16 protein-coding genes are annotated in these 17,460 nt (G+C 72.5%); 5 read left to right on the top strand and 11 right to left on the bottom strand.

The window, feature by feature from the left end; all coding sequences use genetic code 11:
* Window positions 1–15 precede the first annotated feature (15 nt).
* The 7 genes from E4U92_RS03035 to E4U92_RS03005 all read right to left on the bottom strand — a co-directional run bounded on the left by E4U92_RS03035 (window position 16) and on the right by E4U92_RS03005 (window position 8,557).
* Entirely contained in the window at window positions 16–1,164 is a 1,149-nt protein-coding gene (locus E4U92_RS03035) for an aldose epimerase family protein (RefSeq protein ID WP_137298674.1), read from the bottom strand.
* Window positions 1,165–1,216: 52 nt separating this feature from the next.
* The gene (gene mmsB / locus E4U92_RS03030; protein WP_137298673.1) at window positions 1,217–2,461 is read right to left on the bottom strand and encodes a multiple monosaccharide ABC transporter permease; all 1,245 of its coding nucleotides are present in this window, start codon (window positions 2,459–2,461) and stop codon (window positions 1,217–1,219) included.
* Window positions 2,458–4,008, bottom strand: a complete 1,551-nt coding sequence (mmsA, locus tag E4U92_RS03025; protein ID WP_137298672.1) for a multiple monosaccharide ABC transporter ATP-binding protein — start codon at window positions 4,006–4,008, stop codon at window positions 2,458–2,460. Before mmsA ends, mmsB begins: the two co-directional genes overlap by 4 nt.
* A 50-nt stretch (window positions 4,009–4,058) precedes the next feature.
* A complete protein-coding gene (gene chvE, locus E4U92_RS03020) occupies window positions 4,059–5,165 on the bottom strand; it encodes a multiple monosaccharide ABC transporter substrate-binding protein (RefSeq protein ID WP_137298671.1) in 1,107 nt (368 codons plus the stop codon).
* 139 nt (window positions 5,166–5,304) lie between these two features.
* Window positions 5,305–6,282: a hypothetical protein gene (locus E4U92_RS03015; protein ID WP_137298670.1), complete on the bottom strand. Its 978-nt coding sequence runs from the start codon at window positions 6,280–6,282 to the stop codon at window positions 5,305–5,307.
* A gap of 110 nt (window positions 6,283–6,392) precedes the next feature.
* Entirely contained in the window at window positions 6,393–7,397 is a 1,005-nt protein-coding gene (locus E4U92_RS03010; protein WP_137298669.1) for a zinc-dependent alcohol dehydrogenase, read from the bottom strand.
* A complete protein-coding gene (locus tag E4U92_RS03005) occupies window positions 7,394–8,557 on the bottom strand; it encodes a mandelate racemase/muconate lactonizing enzyme family protein (RefSeq protein ID WP_137298668.1) in 1,164 nt (387 codons plus the stop codon). The genes E4U92_RS03010 and E4U92_RS03005 overlap by 4 nt, the downstream gene beginning before the upstream one ends.
* Before the next feature lie 265 nt (window positions 8,558–8,822).
* Between E4U92_RS03005 and E4U92_RS03000 the strand changes: the two genes are divergently transcribed.
* Together E4U92_RS03000 and E4U92_RS02995 are read left to right on the top strand one after the other, a co-directional pair.
* Window positions 8,823–9,647 carry an SCO2400 family protein gene (locus tag E4U92_RS03000; RefSeq protein ID WP_137298667.1) on the top strand — a complete coding sequence of 275 codons (825 nt, stop codon included), beginning with the start codon at window positions 8,823–8,825 and terminating at the stop codon, window positions 9,645–9,647.
* A 61-nt stretch (window positions 9,648–9,708) separates the two neighbouring features.
* The gene (locus E4U92_RS02995; protein ID WP_137298666.1) at window positions 9,709–10,512 is read left to right on the top strand and encodes a class I SAM-dependent methyltransferase; all 804 of its coding nucleotides are present in this window, start codon (window positions 9,709–9,711) and stop codon (window positions 10,510–10,512) included.
* A gap of 92 nt (window positions 10,513–10,604) precedes the next feature.
* On the opposite strand, the gene E4U92_RS02990 is transcribed toward E4U92_RS02995, so the two are convergent.
* Entirely contained in the window at window positions 10,605–11,042 is a 438-nt protein-coding gene (locus E4U92_RS02990; protein ID WP_137298665.1) for a MarR family winged helix-turn-helix transcriptional regulator, read from the bottom strand.
* Between the two features lie 89 nt (window positions 11,043–11,131).
* On the opposite strand from E4U92_RS02990, the gene E4U92_RS02985 reads away from it, so the two are divergent.
* Both E4U92_RS02985 and E4U92_RS02980 read left to right on the top strand, forming a co-directional pair.
* Complete coding sequence (locus E4U92_RS02985) at window positions 11,132–12,130, top strand: NADP-dependent oxidoreductase (RefSeq protein WP_137298664.1); 999 nt, start codon at window positions 11,132–11,134, stop codon at window positions 12,128–12,130.
* Window positions 12,131–12,235: 105 nt separating this feature from the next.
* Window positions 12,236–12,655, top strand: coding sequence for an organic hydroperoxide resistance protein (locus tag E4U92_RS02980; RefSeq protein WP_137298663.1), 420 nt, complete (start codon window positions 12,236–12,238; stop codon window positions 12,653–12,655).
* 59 nt (window positions 12,656–12,714) lie between these two features.
* Here the strand turns inward: E4U92_RS02980 and E4U92_RS02975 are convergent, their stop codons facing one another.
* Window positions 12,715–13,869, bottom strand: a complete 1,155-nt coding sequence (locus E4U92_RS02975) for a serine hydrolase domain-containing protein (protein WP_137298662.1) — start codon at window positions 13,867–13,869, stop codon at window positions 12,715–12,717.
* A gap of 224 nt (window positions 13,870–14,093) precedes the next feature.
* Here E4U92_RS02975 and E4U92_RS02970 point away from each other — a divergent pair, with 224 nt between their 5' ends.
* Complete coding sequence (locus tag E4U92_RS02970; RefSeq protein ID WP_137298661.1) at window positions 14,094–14,897, top strand: EI24 domain-containing protein; 804 nt, start codon at window positions 14,094–14,096, stop codon at window positions 14,895–14,897.
* On the opposite strand, the gene E4U92_RS02965 is transcribed toward E4U92_RS02970, so the two are convergent.
* Both E4U92_RS02965 and E4U92_RS02960 read right to left on the bottom strand, forming a co-directional pair.
* Window positions 14,887–16,155, bottom strand: a complete 1,269-nt coding sequence (locus E4U92_RS02965) for a pyroglutamyl-peptidase I (RefSeq protein WP_174863660.1) — start codon at window positions 16,153–16,155, stop codon at window positions 14,887–14,889. The two genes, E4U92_RS02970 and E4U92_RS02965, sit on opposite strands and share 11 nt — an antisense overlap.
* A 330-nt stretch (window positions 16,156–16,485) precedes the next feature.
* On the bottom strand, window positions 16,486–17,457 hold the full coding sequence (locus tag E4U92_RS02960; protein ID WP_137298660.1) for an aldose epimerase family protein: 972 nt from the start codon (window positions 17,455–17,457) through the stop codon (window positions 16,486–16,488).
* Window positions 17,458–17,460 lie beyond the last annotated feature (3 nt).

Genomic DNA, 17,460 nt, shown 5'->3' with positions numbered 1-17,460 from the left:
GAGGGCGGCGCGCGGTCAGCGGCCGAAGGTGTGCACCGTCGACGTCCGGTACGTCTGTCCCGGCCGCAGCACGGTCGACGGGAACGACGGCCGGTTCGGCGAGTCCGGGAAGTGCTGCGTCTCCAGGCAGAGCGCGTCGCCCTGCCGGTAGGTGCGCCCGCTGGTCCCGGTCAGGGTGCCGTCGAGGAAGTTGCCGGAGTAGAACTGCAGCCCCGGCTGGTCGGTGGCGATCCTCAGGGTGCGGCCGGAGCGCGGGTCGCGCAGCGTCGCCACGTGCACCGGTGTGGCCGTGATGCCCTTGTCCAGCACCCAGTTGTGGTCGTAGCCCTTGGCCAGCACCTGCTGCTCGTGGCCGGCCCGGATGTCCCGCCCGATGGGCTTGGCCCGGCGGAAGTCGAAGGGCGTGCCGGCGACCCTGGCCAGCTCGCCGGTGGGGATCAGGCCCGCGTCGGTCGGCGTGAAGCGGGAGGCGGCGATGGTCAGTTCGTGGTCCTCGATGCTGCCGCTGCCCTCGCCCGCGAGGTTCCAGTACGTGTGGTTGGTGAGGTTGACGACCGTGGCCTTGTCGGTGGTGGCCGTGTAGTCGATGCGCCAGTCGCCGTGCCGGTTCAGCGTGTAGGTGACCTTCGTGCGCAGCGTGCCGGGGTAGCCCATCTCGCCGTCGACGCTGGTGTAGTACAGGTGCAGTCCGACGTCCGAGCCGTGGGTGAACGGCTCGACGTCCCACACCCGCTTGTCGAAGCCCTTGGCCCCGCCGTGCAGGCTGTTCTCGCCGTCGTTCACGGAGAGCTGGTACGCCGTGCCGTCCAGGGTGAAGCGGCCCTTGCCGATCCGGTTGCCGTAGCGGCCGATCAGCGCGCCGAAGTACGGGCTGCTCGCGACGTAGTCCTCCAGGGCGGCGAAACCCGCGGAGACGTTGGCGTACCGGCCGTGCTTGTCGGGGATCTCCAGGGACTGCACGATCCCGCCGTAGGACAGGACCTTCAGGCGGGTCCCGCCGTTGTGGAGGGACCAGCGGTGGACCTTGGTGCCGTCCGCGAGGGTGCCGAAGAGCTCCTTGACGGGGCCCCTGCCGGCGGCGGCACGGGCCGTGCCGCCGAGCGCGGTGGCGGCCACCCCCGCGGCCGCGGCGCCCGCGATGACCGTGCGTCTGTTCAGTTCCATGTGCGGCTCCCGGAAGGGAAGGGGCCCCACCGTCCGGTGGGGCCCAGCTGACTTACGAACCGGACTTGCGCTTGTTCCACACGTCGAAGCCGACCGCCGCGAGCAGGGCGAAGCCCTTGATCACCTGCTGCCAGTCGGTGCCGACGCTGAGGAGGTTCATGCCGTTGTTCAGCACGCCGAGGACGAGCCCGCCGATGATCGCGCCGAGGACGGTGCCCACACCGCCGCTCATGGACGCGCCGCCGATGAACGCCGAGGCGATGGCCTCGAGTTCGTAGTTCAGGCCCGCCTTCGGAGAGGCCGCGTTCAGTCGGGCGGCGATCGCCAGACCCGCCAGGGCCGCGAGCGCGCCCATGTTCAGGAAGACGAAGAAGGTGACCTTCTTGTCCTTCACGCCGGACAGCTTGGCCGCCGGCAGGTTGCCGCCGATCGCGTAGATGTGCCGTCCGAACACCGAGTTGCGCATCACGTAGCCGTAGCCCACGACCAGCGCGCCGAGGACCAGCAGCACGATCGGCGCGCCCTTGTAGCTGGCCAGCAGCATCGTCACCACGAGGATCGCCGCGACGATGGCCACCAGCTTCAGCAGGAAGATGTTGCGCGGCACCACCTCGAGCGAGAACTCCTGCTGGCGCCCGCGGTCCCGGAACTCCTGCACCACCACGAACACGATCAGCGCGAGGCCCAGCAGCAGCGTGATGTTGTGGTAGTTGGTGTTCGGGCCGGCCTCGGGCAGGAAGCCGTTGCCGATCTTCTGCAGACCGTCCGGGAACGGGCCGAGGGTCTGGCCCTGCAGCAGGATCTCCGTGAAGCCGCGGAAGATCAGCATGCCGGCCAGGGTGACGATGAACGACGGTATGCCGAGGTAGGCGATGAAGAAGCCCTGCGCCGCGCCCGCCAGGGCGCCCGCGGCCAGGCACAGCACCACCGCCACCGGCCACGGCACGTGGTGCTCGACGGTCAGCACGGCCGCGAAGGCGCCCACGAACGCCGTCACCGAGCCGACCGACAGGTCGATGTGCCCGGCGATGATCACCAGCATCATGCCGATCGCCAGGACCAGCACGTAGCTGTTCTGCAGGACCAGGTTGGACACGTTGCGCGGCAGCAGCAGGTCGCCGTCGGTCCACACCGCGAAGACGGCGACGATCAGGCCGAGCGCGAGCAGCATGCCGTACTGCCGCATGTTGCGGCGCAGGCCGTCCAGCACGAGCTGGAGCAGGCCGGTGCCCGCCGCGCCGCCGCCCTTGCCCGGCGGCGCGGCGGCCGGGCTCTTGTCGGTCACATCGGTGCTCATCGCGTTACCTCTTTGTCCTTCGTCATCTGGCGCATCAGCACTTCCTGCGTGGCCTCGGCCCGCGGGACCTCGCCGGTCAGCCGCCCGGCGGCCATGGTGTAGATGCGGTCGCACATGCCGAGCAGCTCGGGCAGCTCGGAGGAGATGAAGACGACCGCCTTGCCCTGGGCGGCCAGTTGGTCGATGACCGTGTAGATCTCGAACTTGGCGCCCACGTCGATGCCGCGCGTCGGCTCGTCCAGGATCAGCACGTCCGGACCCGCGAAGATCCACTTGCTGAGGACGACCTTCTGCTGGTTGCCGCCGGACAGCTTGCCCACCGGCTCGAACACGGTCGGCGCCTTGATGTTCATGGACGTGCGGTAGCCCTCGGCGACCTGGCGTTCCTCGTGCTCGTCGACGATCCCGCGCCGGGCCACCTTGCCGAGCGCGGTCAGCGAGATGTTGCGGTTGATCGTGTCGATGAGGTTGAGGCCGTAGTGCTTGCGGTCCTCGGTGACGTAGGCGATGCCGTGCCGGACCGCCTCGGACACCGTGCGGGTGCGGATCTCCCGGCCGTCCTTGAGGACCGTGCCGCCCGCGTACCGGCCGTAGGCGCGCCCGAAGACGTTCATGGCGAGTTCGGTGCGGCCGGCGCCCATCAGGCCCGCGATGCCGACGATCTCCCCGCGCCGCACGTGGACCGACACGTCGTCGACCACCTTGCGCTGCTGGTCGATCGGGTGCAGCACGGTCCAGTTGCGGATCTCCAGCGCCGGCGCCGCGCCCTCCTCGGCCCGGTGCGGGGTGCGCTCCGGGAAGCGGTGGTCCAGGTCGCGGCCCACCATGCCGCTGATGATGCGGTCCTCGGTCGTCTCCGGCGCCTTCACGTCGAGCGTCTCGATGGTCCGCCCGTCGCGCAGGATCGTCACCGAGTCGGCGACCCTGCGGATCTCGTTCAGCTTGTGGGAGATGATGATCGAGGTGATGCCCTGCTTCTTCAGCTCCAGGATGAGGTCCAGGAGTTTGCCGCTGTCCTCGTCGTTCAGGGCGGCGGTCGGCTCGTCCAGGATGAGCAGCTTCACCTTCTTGGACAGCGCCTTGGCGATCTCCACCAGCTGCTGCTTGCCCACGCCGATGTCGGCGACGCGGGTCTCCGGGTGGTCCGCCAGGCCCACCCGGCGCAGCAGCTCGGAGGCGTGCCGCAGGGTCCGGTTCCAGTCGATGAGCCCGCTGCGGGCGTGCTCGTTGCCGAGGAAGATGTTCTCCGCCAGGGAGAGGTACGGCACCAGGGCGAGCTCCTGGTGGATGATCACGATGCCGTGCTGCTCGCTCGCCCGGATGTCCCGGAAGCGGCAGACCTCCCCCTCGAAGAGGATCTCGCCCTCGTAGGTGCCGTGCGGATGGACGCCGGACAGCACCTTCATCAGGGTCGACTTGCCGGCGCCGTTCTCCCCGCAGATGGCGTGGACCTCGCCCTGCCGGACTTCGAGCGTGACGTCCGACAGCGCCTTGACACCGGGAAAGGTCTTGACGATCGAGCGCATTTCCAGGACGGGTCCCGCCATGGTCGTGCCTTCCAATCCGTGAGGTTCGACGGTTGCTGGGCTCAGGTCCGCTACTTGAGCTGACCGGCCGTGTAGAACCCGCCGCCGACCAGGACCTTCTCGTAGTTCGTCTTGTCGACGCTGACCGGCTCCAGCAGGTAGGCCGGGACGACCTTGCTGCCGTTGTCGTAGGTCTTGGTGTCGTTGACCTCGGGCTTCTTGTCGTTGAGCACCGCGTCCACCATGTTCGCGGCCACCTTGGCCAGTTCGCGCAGGTCCTTGTAGACGGTCTGGGTCTGGTCACCCGCGATGATCGACTTCACCGAGGCCAGTTCGGCGTCCTGGCCGGTGACCACCGGCAGCGGTTTGTTCGCGGAGCCGTAGTTGTCCGACTTCAGCGCGGACAGGATGCCGATGGAGATGCCGTCGTACGGCGAGAGCACCGCGTCGACCTTCTCGCTCTTGTACGACTTGGTGAGGATGTCGTCCATGCGGCGCTGCGCGGTGGCGCCGTCCCAGCGCAGGGTGGTGACCTGGTTGAGCTGCGTCTGCCCGGAGCGGACCACCAGCTTCTTGTCGGCGATGTACGGCTTGAGCACGGTCATCGCGCCGTTGAAGAAGTACTTGGTGTTGTTGTCGTCGTTGGAGCCGGCGAACAGCTCGATGTTGAAGGGGCCCTTGCCGCTCTTCAGGCCCAGCTTGTCCACGATGTAGTTGGCCTGGAGCTCGCCGACCTTCTCGTTGTCGAACGACGCGTAGTAGTCGACGTTCGGCGTGCCGAGGATGAGGCGGTCGTAGGCGATGACCGGGATGTCCGCGTCCTTGGCCTGCTGCAGGACGTTGTTCAGCGACTTGTTGTCGATGGCGGCGACGATCAGCGCCTTGACGCCCTGGGTGATCAGGTTCTCGATCTGCGAGACCTGCTGGTCGGGGTCGTCCTCGCCGAACACCAGCTTGGTCTTGTAGCCCTTGGCCTGGAGGTTCTTGACGACGTTGTTGCCGTCGGCGATCCAGCGCTCGGAGGACTTCGTCGGCATCGCGATGCCGATGGTGCCGCCCTTGCCGGACCCCTTCTCCTCCTTGCTGCCGCCCTCCCCGCTCTGACCGCACGCGGTCAGGGTGAGTGCGAGGGAGGCGGCTCCGGCTATGGCGGCGAGGGCGCTTCTGCGAGTGCGCATGGTCATCGTCCCTGTTCTTCTCTTCGTGGGAATACTTGGCGAGGTCGGTCTGTGCGCCCCGAGGGGCGCGGGGCTGTGGCCGATGTGCGGCTCCGCCGCGCGGGCGCGACGGCCACGGGCGGCCCGCAGCCCCCAGCGGTCATTCCGTGGCACCTGCGGTGGGGAACCGGTGCAGAGCCCCTGGCAGGCGGGAGCCGAGCGGCGCCATGTCGCCGTCCGCGCCGTGCCGGGCGAGCAGGTCCAGGGCGAGCCGGCCGCGCCGCACCCGCTCCCGGGCGGTGTCCAGGGTCACGTCCCGCAGGTGGGTGCCCCACGGGTAGATGCCGGGCGCCTTGGACAGGCCGAACTTCAGGTAGAGCGGGGCGCCGCGCCGGATCAGCTCGGCGACCTCGTACATCCGCACGTAGCCGCCCAGGTCGTCCGGGGCCTCGATGTACATGTCCATCGGGGCGGCCGACACCCGCCGGATCTCCGTGAGGTGATCCAGCGTCAGGTCGCTGGGCACGTTGACGGAGTCGGCGCCCAGCCGCTCGTACACCGCGTAACTCGCGGGGTTCACCGGCCCGATGAGCGCCGACACCTTCAGCGTCGTGTCGGCCGGGAGGAGCCCGGTCTCCCGGGCCCGGTGCAGCGTCCACAGCACGCCCTCGTCGGCCACCAGCAGGCACTTGACGCCCAGTTCGGTGGCGCGCAGGGCGTCCTCGACGCAGCCGGCCACGGCGTCGTGGCCGCGGGCGCGCAGACCGGCCCCCCGCGAGTCGCTGCGCACCGAGCCGCCGATGTCCCAGGTGCCGCGCGGGCCGGTGAACAGGCAGAGCTCGATGTCCCGCGCGGCCGTCGCCTCGACCATCTCGGTGATCTCGGCGTCGGTCAGCATCCACACCCCGCTGCCCTGGCTGATCCGGTGGATCGGCACGTCCAGCCGCGAGGACTCCTTCAGGACGACGGCCAGCGCTTCGGGCCCCTCGCACGAGGGGATCTCGGTGCGCCAGCGGCCGCCTCCGGGGAAGGAGTGGGCGGAGGCGTCGGCGGGGTCGAGGGCGGGCGCGCCCAGGCCGAGCGCGGCGAGCGCCTGCTCGCCGGGCCTGCGGGCTGCCGTAACGGAAGCGTCGGTCACAAGCTGTCCTTAGTGTTCGAGATATCGGACGAAGTTCGCGGCTCAAGGCGTGGGGGGCTCGGGGTACGCCGGCACGGAGACCGTCAGGTCGCCCCCGTGCCGGCGCACGTCTACGGGCGGAGCAGCACCTTGCCCACCGCCGGATCGCCGGACCCGACCAGCTCGATCGCCTCGGTGAAGCCGGCGAGCGGCAGCTCGTGGGTGACCAGCGGCAGCGGATCCAGCAGCCCGGCGCCGAACACCCGCACCGTGTGCGCCCAGGCGTCCGGCGGCGCCCCGAAGACGGTGTGCACCTCGAGCTGCCGTACGACGAGGTCGGTCGGGTCCAGCCCGTCCGCGCCCGGCGCCGGGATGCCGGTCAGCACCAGCCGGCCGCCGCGGCGCAGCAGCGAGGCCGCGGTGCGGGCGGCGGACGCCGACCCGGCCGTCTCGATCACCACGTCCAGGTCGCCCGGCAGCTCCTCGTCCCGGGTGCGGAAGCCGCTCGCCCCGAACCGCCGGGACAGCTCCTCCCGGTCCCGGCGCGTGCCCACCACCAGCAGCTCGGCCGGCGAACCCGCCTTCAGGAACTGCACGGCGAACATCCCGAGGGTGCCCGTGCCCACCACGCCGACCCGCTCGCCCGGCAGGGCGCGGGCCTTCACCGCGGCGGCCGCGACGCACGCGGCGGGCTCCAGCAGGGCGGCCGCGGTCAGGTCCGCGTCGTCCGGCAGGACGTGCAGCAGCCGGGCCGGCAGGGTGAGCGTCGCGGCCATCGCCCCCGGCTGGGTGAAGCCGGTCTCCTCGTACCCGTCCGTGCACAGCGTGGTCTCGCCCGCGTGGCAGCGGTCGCAGACCTGGCAGTTGCGGAAGCCCTCGCCGACGACCTTGCGGCCCACCAGCGCACCCGGCACCCCCGCGCCGACCGCCTCCACCGTGCCCGACCACTCGTGGCCGGGGGTGAGGGGGTAACGGACGTACCCCTCGGGCCGGTTGCCCTGGTACACCTCGCGGTCGCTGCCGCAGATGCCGACCGCGTGCACCCGGACCAGGGCCTCGCCGGGCTCCGGGCGGCGCGGCTCGTGCGGGACGAGCCGGTGCGCGCCGGGCGCCTCGACGACGACGGCCGTGCTCACCGGGTGGCCTTCGGCTTGCGCTGCTCCCAGCCCTCGGCCCACAGGTCGAACCGGGCCTGCTGCTGCGGGAACTCGGCCGCCGCGTCGACGTCCAGCTCGACGCCGAGGCCCGGCGCGTCGGACAGGTGGAAGCAGCCGTCCTCCGGGTCGACCTGCGGGGCGCCCTTGACCACCTTCTTGATCTCCGCGTCCGCGAAGTCGTTGAAGTGCTCCAGGATCTTGAAGTTCGGCGCGGTGAAGCCGACCTGCAGGGAGGCGGCGGTCAGCACCGACCCGCCCACGTTGTGCGGCGCGACCAGCATGTAGTGGGTCTCGGCCGTGGCGGCCAGCTTGCGCGTCTCCCAGATGCCGCCGAGGTGGCCCACGTCGGGCTGGATGATGTCCACGGCCTGGCTGTCGAACAGCTCGCGGAACTCGATCCGGTCGTGGATGCGCTCACCGGTCGCGACCGGCACATCCACCTTGGCGGCGACCTTCTCCAGCGCCTTGAGGTTCTCCGGCGGCACCGGCTCCTCCAGCCACGCCGGCTTGAACGGGGCCAGCTCCTTGGCCAGCCGCACGGCGGTGGCGGGGGAGAAGCGCCCGTGCATCTCCAGCATCAGCTCGGCGTCCGGGCCGATGGCGTCGCGCACGGCCTCGATGAGGGAGACCGCGTACAGCGTCTCGTCGTGGTCGAGCTCGAAGTGCCCGGTGCCGAACGGGTCGATCTTCAGTGCCCGGTACCCGCGCTCCATGACCCCTTGCGCGGCCTTGTGGTACGCCTCCGGGGTCCGCTCCGTGGTGTACCAGCCGTTGGCGTACGCCTTGACCTTGTCGCGGACCTTCCCGCCGAGCAGCTGCCACACCGGCACGCCCAGCGCCTTGCCCTTGATGTCCCAGCAGGCCATCTCGACGACGGCGATGCCGGACATCACGATTTCACCCGCGCGGCCGTAGTCGCCGTACTTCATCCGGCGCACGAGGTCTTCCACGGCGAACGGGTCCGAGCCGACAATGTGGTTGGCCTGGGCCTCCCGGAGGTAGCCGATCAGCGCGTCGGTGTGGCCCAGCATCCGGGTCTCACCGACCCCCGTGATGCCCTCGTCGGTGTGCACCTGGACGTAGGTCAGGTTCCGCCACGGCGTTCCCACCACGTGGGTGCTGATTCCGGTGATGCGCACGGTGATTGCCCCTCAGACTGTTCGAGATTTCGTCACACGTTCGAAATGCTGGCGTGACAGTAAGGACGGTGTGCGGGGGGTGTCAATGGGTCGAACACACAACGGTTTCGACAGCTTCGACGGCGGCTTTCGGTCCGGTTGGTGGCCGCCTGCGGCTTGGGGGGTGGCTCGCACCCGTTCCTGCACCTGAACGGCCGTTCTCCCACACAACTTTCACAGGCGGCCCTAGGAACGTCCCCCTCCGTGACCTTAGTCTTCCGGCGTCATGGACTACTGCCACCCGTGCCGACGGCACCTGAACGGCGCCCTCGCCTGCCCGGGCTGCGGCGCCCCCGTCGACCGGACGTACGCGTACGCGCAGGCGCCCGAGGGGTACACGGGCCGCACGCACGAGGGGCAGGCCCACCCGACAGGCGCCCAGGCCGAGGCCCCGGAGCCCGGCCCGCGCGTGCCGCACCAGCGGTCCGCCCCCGAGGACGCGGGACCCGGGGAGGCCGGGCTTGAGGACGCCTCCGGACCCGCCCCGCACGCCGCGGCGGAGGAGACGGCCGAGAGCGCGTCCGCCCGGCTCAGCCGTCGCGACCGCAAAGCCGCCGTCCACCGCAGGCGCCGCCGCCGCACGGTGCTGATCGTCGCCGGGTTCGTCCTCGCGGCGGGCGGCCTGAGCCTCGCGGAACTCGGCATCGACGCACCGGGCTTCTCCTCGTCCGACCCGGCCGCGGCCGGTGGCGAGGCGGCGGAACTGGCCGACGGCGACAGCCCGTCCCCGGGCGGCTCGGACCGCCCCGTGGACGGCCCCCGCGGCACCGGCACCACCTCGGCCTCCCCGAGCGCCTCCGCCTCGGCGTCGGCCTCGCCCTCCGCGTCGGCCAGTGCGTCGGCGTCCCCGTCCGGCAGCACCAGCCCGGACCCCCAGTCGGCGACGGCCCCCGGCACGGTCCCGGCCGGCCCCGGCACGGACCCGGACCAGGGCACGGACCCCGCCCCCGACCCCACCCCCACCACCGAGCCGACCACCGCGGAACCCACCCCGAAGCCGTCACCGTCACCGACCAAGACGTGCGACCGGTTCCTGTGGTGGTGCACGTAGCGCTGCCGCACCCGGCGCCGCCGCTGGTGCGCACGGGCCGTCACGGCGCCATCCTGGACGCATGACCGGGGGAGAGCGCCGGTACGACGTCTGGGCGGCCGGTGACGCCTACGAGCGCTACATGGGCCGCTGGAGCCGCCTGGTGGCGGACGCGTTCCTGGACTGGCTGTCCGCCGGGCCGGGGCTGCGCTGGCTGGACGTCGGCTGCGGCACCGGAGTCCTCGCGCAGGGGGCCGCCGCCGGCTGCGCCCCGCGCTCCGTGCTCGGCGTCGACCGCTCCGGCGGGTTCGTGGCCACCGCGGCCCGCGCGGCGCCCGCCGGCACCTGGTTCCTGGTCGCCGACGCCATGGCCCTGCCGGTCCCCGACGCCTCGCACGACGTCGCGGTCAGCGGCCTCGCCCTCAACTTCCTGCCCGAACCGGCCGACGCGGTACGCGAGTCGGTCCGCGCCGTCCGCCCCGGCGGCCTGGTGGCGGCGTACGTCTGGGACTACGCCGAGGGCATGGACGTCCTGCGCGCCTTCTGGGCGGCGGCCGAGGAGGCGGACCCGGACGCGGCGGCCCTGAACGAGTCCCGCCGCTTCCCGCTCTGCCGCCCGGGGACGCTGGGCGCACTGTGGACCGAGGCGGGGCTGGTGGACGTGTCCACGCGTCCGGTCGTCGTGCCCACGGTGTTCACCGGCCTCGACGACCTGTGGACGCCCTTCCTCTCGGGCCAGGGCCCGGCCCCCGGCTACCTCGCCGCCGCCCCGGCCGCCGTCCGCGACCGCGTGCGGGAGGCCCTGGCGGCCCGGCTGCCGGTGGCCGGCGACGGCTCGGTGACGCTCGGCGCCCGCGCCTGGGCGGTCAAGGGGCGCAGGCGCTAGCTAGGGGATGTCTCGTCGATCAGGCCGGATCAGGGAGCGGCGTCCGGCACCGTGCGTCGCAAGGCGGCGGAGGACGCGTGGGCGTGCCCGCCTCACGTCTCCAGCATGCGGCTCAACAGGTCCCGCAGGGCGAGGCGTTCGTCGTCGGCCAGGGCCGCCAGCGGCTCGCGGGCGAAGCGCAGGGACTCGCGCAGTTCCCGGGCCACGCGGCGGCCGTCTTCCGTGGCGGCGGCGAGCTTGACGCGCCGGTCCGCCGGGTCGGGGCGGCGCTCGACCAGGCCCCGCGCCTCCAGGCGGTCGACGATCCCGGTGACGTTGGACGGCTCGCACTTGAGCCGGTGGGCCAGCTTGCGCATCGGCAGCGGCTCCAGCGAGAGCAGGCCGAGCAGCTTGGCCTGGGCGCCGGTGAGGGCGTGCCCGGCCGCCGCTTCCTCGTAGTCCGCGTGGTAGCGCGCGACGACCTCGGCGATCAGCTCGACGACCTCCAGGCTCACGGGGTCGGGGCGGCGCGTCCGGTGGGGTGTGGCCATGTCCACCAGGGTACCCGTTTGCTTGACATCCTGAAATATTCAGTCGCATGGTTGTTTCAGGTACTGAACTAAATGGAAGGGCTCCCCCCATGATCAACCGCGAATGGCACCTGCTCAGCCGCCCCGTCGGCTGGCCGAAGCCCGAGGACTTCGCCCTGGTCGAGGCCGAGGTCCCCACCCCGGGCGAGGGTCAGGTGCTGGTACGGAACGCCTACCTCTCGGTGGACCCGTACATGCGCGGAAGGATGTCGGCCGCGAAGTCCTACGTCGCCCCCTTCGAGCTCGGCAAGGCCATGCAGGGCGGCGCCGTCGGCGAGGTCGTCGCCTCCAACGCCGAGGGCATCGCGGTCGGCGACCACGTCCTGCACTTCCTCGGCTGGCGCGAGTACGCCGTCGTCCGCGCGGAGAACGCCGTCAAGGTCGACCCGGCCGCCGCGCCCCTGTCCGCCTACCTCGGCGTCCTCGGCATGACCGGCCTGACCGCCTACGCCGGCCTGCTGCGCACCGCCGCCTTCAAGGAGGGCGACGCGGTCTTCGTCTCCGGCGCGGCCGGCGCCGTCGGCAGCCAGGTGGGGCAGATCGCCAAGCTCAAGGGCGCCTCCCGGGTCATCGGCTCGGCCGGCTCCGACGAGAAGGTCAAGCTGCTGGTCGAGGAGTACGGCTTCGACGCCGCGTTCAACTACAAGAGCGGGCCGGTGGGTGAGCAGCTGCGGGCCGCCGCCCCCGACGGCGTGGACGTCTACTTCGACAACGTCGGCGGCGACCACCTGGAGGCGGCCATCGGCTCGCTGAACCAGGGCGGCCGGATCGCCGTGTGCGGCATGATCTCCGTCTACAACAACACCGAGCCCGCCCCCGGCCCGCGCAACCTCGCCCGGCTGATCCAGACGCGGGGCCGGATCGAGGGCTTCCTGGTCGGCGACCACTACGACCTCCAGCCCCGGTTCGTCGCCGAGGTGGGCCCCTGGGTGGCCTCCGGGGCGCTCAAGTACCGCGAGACCGTGGTCGAGGGCATCGAGAACAACCTCGAGGCGTTCCTCGGTGTCCTGCGCGGCGACAACACCGGGAAGATGATCGTCAAGCTGTAGGGCTCCCGGCCTTCCCTCGCGTTTCCGGAATGCGGTAACTTCTTTCCGAAATCCGTCGGCGATCGTGGGCGCGAGTCGCGGCGGACCGACGCGAAGGACACCCGCATGCCCATCACCGAGTCCGACGTCCTGTACACCGCCGTCGCCACCGCCGAGAACGGCCGCGACGGCCGGGTCGCCACGGACGACGGCAAGCTCGACGTCGTCGTCAACCCGCCCGTCGAGATGGGCGGCAGCGGCGCCGGGACCAACCCGGAGCAGCTCTTCGCCGCCGGCTACAGCGCCTGCTTCCAGGGCGCCCTCGTCGTCGTCGCCCGGCAGGAGGGCGCCGACGTCTCCGGCTCCACGGTCACCGCGCGGGTCGGCATCGGCAGGAACGACGAGGGCTTCGGGCTCGTCGTGCGGATCTCGGCCGACATCCCGGGCGTCGACGCCGAGACGGCGGCGGCCCTGGTGAAGAAGGCCCACGAGGTCTGCCCGTACTCCAAGGCGACCCGCGGGAACATCACCGTCACCCTCGGCTGACGGCCGCCGGGGCGCGGTCACCCGACCCGCCCCGGCCCACCCCGCCGGTCACCGGGCCGTCACCGGCCCAGGGCCGCCCGGTGGACGGCCCTGACCAGGCGCCCGTTCTCCGGGGCCGCGCCGCCCGGGAACGCGAACCGGCGCCGGGTGTAGCCGTAGGCCAGACCGCTGCGCGGGTCGGCGAAACCCTGGCTGCCGGCCGCGCCGCTGTGGCCGAACGCGCCCGCGCCCAGGAACGGGTACCAGGTGTCGGCGGTCGCCTGGAAACCCAGCGTGTACGACTTGTGGCCGCGGGCCACCAGGTCGTAGCCGGCCGCGTGGATCTGCCCGAACTCCGCGACCGTGTCCTCCTTCAGCAGCGGCGCCTTGCCGTCCAGCTCGCTCGTCGCGGCCGCGTACAGGCCCGCCAGACCGCGCGCCGAGGCCACCCCGCCCGCCGACGCCGGGCCCTTGGCCCGCACCACCGGGTCGTTGGGCAGCAGCTCCAGGTCCGTCGCGGCCTCGGTGTGCCGGTTGAAGGCGATCGCGGCCAGCGTGTGCGGGCCCTGCGGCAGCGCGTCCAGCAGCGCCTGCTGCTTCGGCGAGGGCTCCATCGGCTGCGTCGGGCGGAACCGCGGCTCGTGGACCGCCGGCAGGCCCAGGTGGAAGTCCAGCCCGTGCGGCGCCCGGACGCGCTCCTCGTACACCTCCTGCAGCGTGCGGCCCGTGGCGCGGCGCACCACCTCGCCGGTCAACGCCCCGATCACCAGCGCGTGGTAGCCGAACGCCGTGCCCGGACGCCAGAACGGCCGCTGGTCCGCCAGGCGTTCGGCGATCTGGCGGTCGTCGGCCAGCTCCGCCAGGGAGAAGCCCGTGTCGGTGCCGATCAGGCCCGCCCGGTGCGCCAGCAGTTCGCGCAGGGTGAGCTGCCCCTTGCCCTCCGCCGCGAACTCCGGCCAGTAGTACGTCACTCTGCGGTCCAGCTCCAGCGTGCCGTCCTGCACCAGGAGCGCCACCACCAGGTGGGCCGCGCCCTTGGTGGAGGAGAACACCCCGTACAGCGCGTCGGGCCCCGCCTCCTCCCCGGCCCACAGGTCCACCACCCGCCGGCCGTGCACGTACGCGCACAGCTGGCCCTCGTAGTCCGGCCGTTCCGTCGCCACGAACGCGGCGAACTCCTCACGCACCGCCTCGTACCCCTCGGCGACCGTGCCCTGGACCGCTTGCGTCGTCATCCCGCTCTCCTCACCCACGACCCGTGTGTGCCAGTGTTCTCCGCGTCACAGCCAGTACCCCGGAGATCGGTACGGCGGAGCGCACCCCTTCGACTCAACTGCGGCGGCAGGTGGTCGGTGGCGCCCCTGCCCCGGATGGCGTAGGACGGGACGGATGTGCCCCTCGTGCCCGGGGGCGCACGACGGGACCGCACAGGTGATCGGACGCCGGATAGAGTTCCGGCATGCGCGATCTCGGGGTGGGTTTCCGCTATCTCCTGCGGGGCCAGAAGTGGGTGGGCCGGCACGGCAGGCAGTACGGCTTCGGCCTGCTGCCCGGCCTGATCACGCTGGTCCTCTACGTCGGCGCGCTCCTCGCGCTCGGCGTGTGGGGCGACGACCTGGTGACCTGGTCGACGCCGTTCGCCGACCACTGGTCCGGCCCCTGGGCCGGGCTGTTCCGCGGCCTGCTGACCGCCGTGCTGTTCGCCCTCGGACTGCTCCTGGCCGTCGTCACCTTCACCGCCGTGACCCTGCTGATCGGCCAGCCCTTCTACGAGAGCCTGTCCGAGGCCGTCGACCGGGACGTCTCGCCCGACGGGACCGCGCCCGGGTCGGGGCTGCCGCTCTGGCGCGAGCTGTGGATCTCGGCGCGGGACAGCCTGCGGATCGTGGTGCGGGCCGCGCTGTGGGGCGTGCTGCTGTTCGCCGCCGGGTTCGTGCCGTTCGTCGGGCAGACGGTGGTGCCGGTGATCGGCTTCTTCGTCACCGGGTTCTTCCTCACCGAGGAGCTCACCGCGGTCGCCCTCCAGCGCCGCGGGGTCGAACTGCGGGCCCGGCTCGCCCTGCTGCGCTCCCGCCGGACCCTGGTGTGGGGCTTCGGCACGCCCCTCGCGGTGGCGTTCGTGGTGCCGTTCGTCGCGGTGTTCCTGATGCCGGGCGCGGTCGCGGGCGCCACGCTGATGGCCCGCGACCTGCTGGGCGAGGAGGACCGCGCGGACGGCGACGGGACCGACGGCGAGCAGACGGCTCAGGACGTCACCGCCTGACCGCACCGGCGGCCACCGCCACCGCCAGCACCGAGCGGACCTGGGCGACGATGTCCAGCCGGTTGCGGACGAACTCCGGGTCGGTGACCGTGCCGGTCGCCGGGTCGGTGTTGCCGGTGCCGAACTGCAGGACCGGGGTGTGCAGGTGCCCGCCCGGCAGGCGGTCGTGCAGCCCGAGGCGGTCGCGCAGCAGGGTCGCCCGGTAGGCGATCTCGTTGGAGAGGTAGTTCCCGCCGCCCCCGGCGCGCGCCGTCGACCCCGGGGTCGGCCCGTCGGGGCGCACCACGGCCTCCGTGCCCCCGGCGGGGATCTCGGTCACGCTCGTGTTGTCGTACACCGGGAAACGGCCCGTGTCCGCGGCCGTGATCGCCCGGTACGGCAGGGTCGTCGACGTCCACTGCGGCTGGGACGCCGGGCCGGTGACCGGGACGGTCTCCGCGCGGCCGGTGTTCTGGTTGTCCGGCGAGCCGCCCCGCCAGGCGCCGTTGGTCCGCTCGACGTCGAAGCGGCCGACGCGGCCCTGGCTCACGGTGGTGAACAGGTCGGCCCGCGGCAGGTACGGGCGCAGCGCCCGTTCGACCGCGCCCCGCGTGAAGTCCTCCCAGCGCACCGGGAACACCACCGTCTCCACGCGCGCCGGACCGGCCGCGGTGCGGATCACCGTGCCGTCCAGCGCGAGGGCCGCCGCCCCGGAGGGGTTGGAGGTGCGGATGTCGCGATCCAGCGTGAACGGGTCGAACCCGGTGACCAGCACGCGCCGGACGCCCTTGCCGCCGCTGCCGAGCCGCACGTCGCTCTGGCCCCGGGAGGTGCGCTCCAACCGGTCCAGCAGCGCGGCCCGCCGGGCGTCCGACAGGGCGAAGCCGGGTTGCCAGGTGCGCAGCTGACGGGTCATGGCCAGCCGCGCCCAGTACAGCGGCCGGTCGTCGTCCCGGCTCAGGTCACCGCCCGCCGGACCGCGCCCCTGCGCCCGGTCCACGGCCCGCCGCCACAGCGCCGTCCCCTCCTGCGTGACGACCCGGCGGGCCCGCGCCGGCGAGTCGGCGTCCGCGAGCCGCCGCGCGAACCGCTCGGCCAGGGCGTCGAATCCGGACCGCACCAGGATCTCCCGCGGCACGGCGCGGTCCAGCCGCTGCTCCTCGACGGTGGGGGCGGCCTCGGCGGTCCCGGCGGCGGCGGTGGACGTCGGGACCGTGAGGGCCGCGGCCAGGGTGAGCCCGACGGCGAGGGCGCCGGTGCGAAGGCGTATGAGGGCCATGGGGGGAGGGGTCCTTCCGTCGCAGTGGGGTGCGTGCGGGACGGCGGAAGTATCCCGTGACGGGAGCGGCCCCCGCCATGGTGCCTGCTCGCGGGCGACGGCCGCGGCGGTCCGGGGCCGGGCCGGTCCGGGCGGTTGTGAAGGGTTCGTACGGAATCCGGGCCGGCCGCTCGATCGCCGACCGCCGGCCGGCGCCGGGGATTACCGTCTGACCAGGGACCTGACACCCCAGGAGCAGCCCCGGCCCGGACCTGACCCCGGACCGGGGCTCCTCCGTTGCGGGGACGGCACCGGCCGTGACCGGCCGAGGCCCGCTGCCCCGCGGGGTGTCTAGCGTGCCGAGAAGCCGTACACCGTCTCCGAGCGGTACACCTCGCCCGGCCGCAGCACCGTGCTCGGGAAGGCCGGCCGGTTCGGGGAGTCGGGGAAGTGCTGGGTCTCCAGGGCCACGCCCTCGCCCGGCGCGAGCGGGGCGGGCAGGTGGTCGCCCGTGTAGAGCTGCAGGCCCGGCTCGGTCGTCGCCACCGTCAGCACCCGCCCGGACGCCGGGTCGTGCAGCTCGGCCACCTCCTCGGCGGCCGCCGTGACGCCCTTGTCGAGCACGTAGTTGTGGTCGTACCCCGGGCCGAGCTTGCGGGACGTGCGGAAGTCGAAGCGGGTGTCCGCCACCGGGGCGAGGTCGCCGGTGGGGATGAGGTCGTCGTCGACCGGCGTGTACCGGGAGGCGGCGAGCCGCAGTTCGTGCCCGGTGGCCGTGCCGCTGCCCGCGAGGTTGAAGTAGCTGTGGTTGGTCAGGTTCACCACCGTCGGCGCGTCCGTGACCGCCTCGTACGCCAGCCGCAGCGCCCCCGACGCGTCCAGCGTGTACGTCGCCGTGACCTCCAGGCGGCCCGGGAAGCCCTCCTCGCCGTGCGGGCTGACCCGGCTCAGCCGCAGCCCGTGCTCGACCGGCTCGACGTCCCACACGCGCTTGTCGAACCCGTGCGACCCGCCGTGCAGCGAGTTGGGGCCGCCGTTGGCCTCCAGCGCGTACAGCACGCCGTCCAGCTCGAAGCGGGCCCGCGCGATCCGGTTGGCGTACCGGCCGATCAACGCGCCCAGGAACGGCTCCGGGTGATCCCGGTAGCCGTCCAGGTCCGCGAACCCCAGCACCACGTTCGCCGTCCGCCCGTCCCGGTCCGGGACCTCCACGGACTGCACGATCCCCCCGTACGACAGCACCCGCACCCGGGTGCCCGCCCGCTCCAGGGTCCAGCGGTGGACCTCAGTGCCATCGGAAAGTGTTCCGAAGTGTTCGCTCATGAG

Origin of the sequence: Streptomyces galbus (assembly GCF_005280195.1) — a bacterium.
GTDB lineage: Bacteria > Actinomycetota > Actinomycetes > Streptomycetales > Streptomycetaceae > Streptomyces > Streptomyces galbus.
Note: the sequence above shows the minus strand (reverse complement) of the source record. Positions and strands in the feature narration are given on the sequence as shown.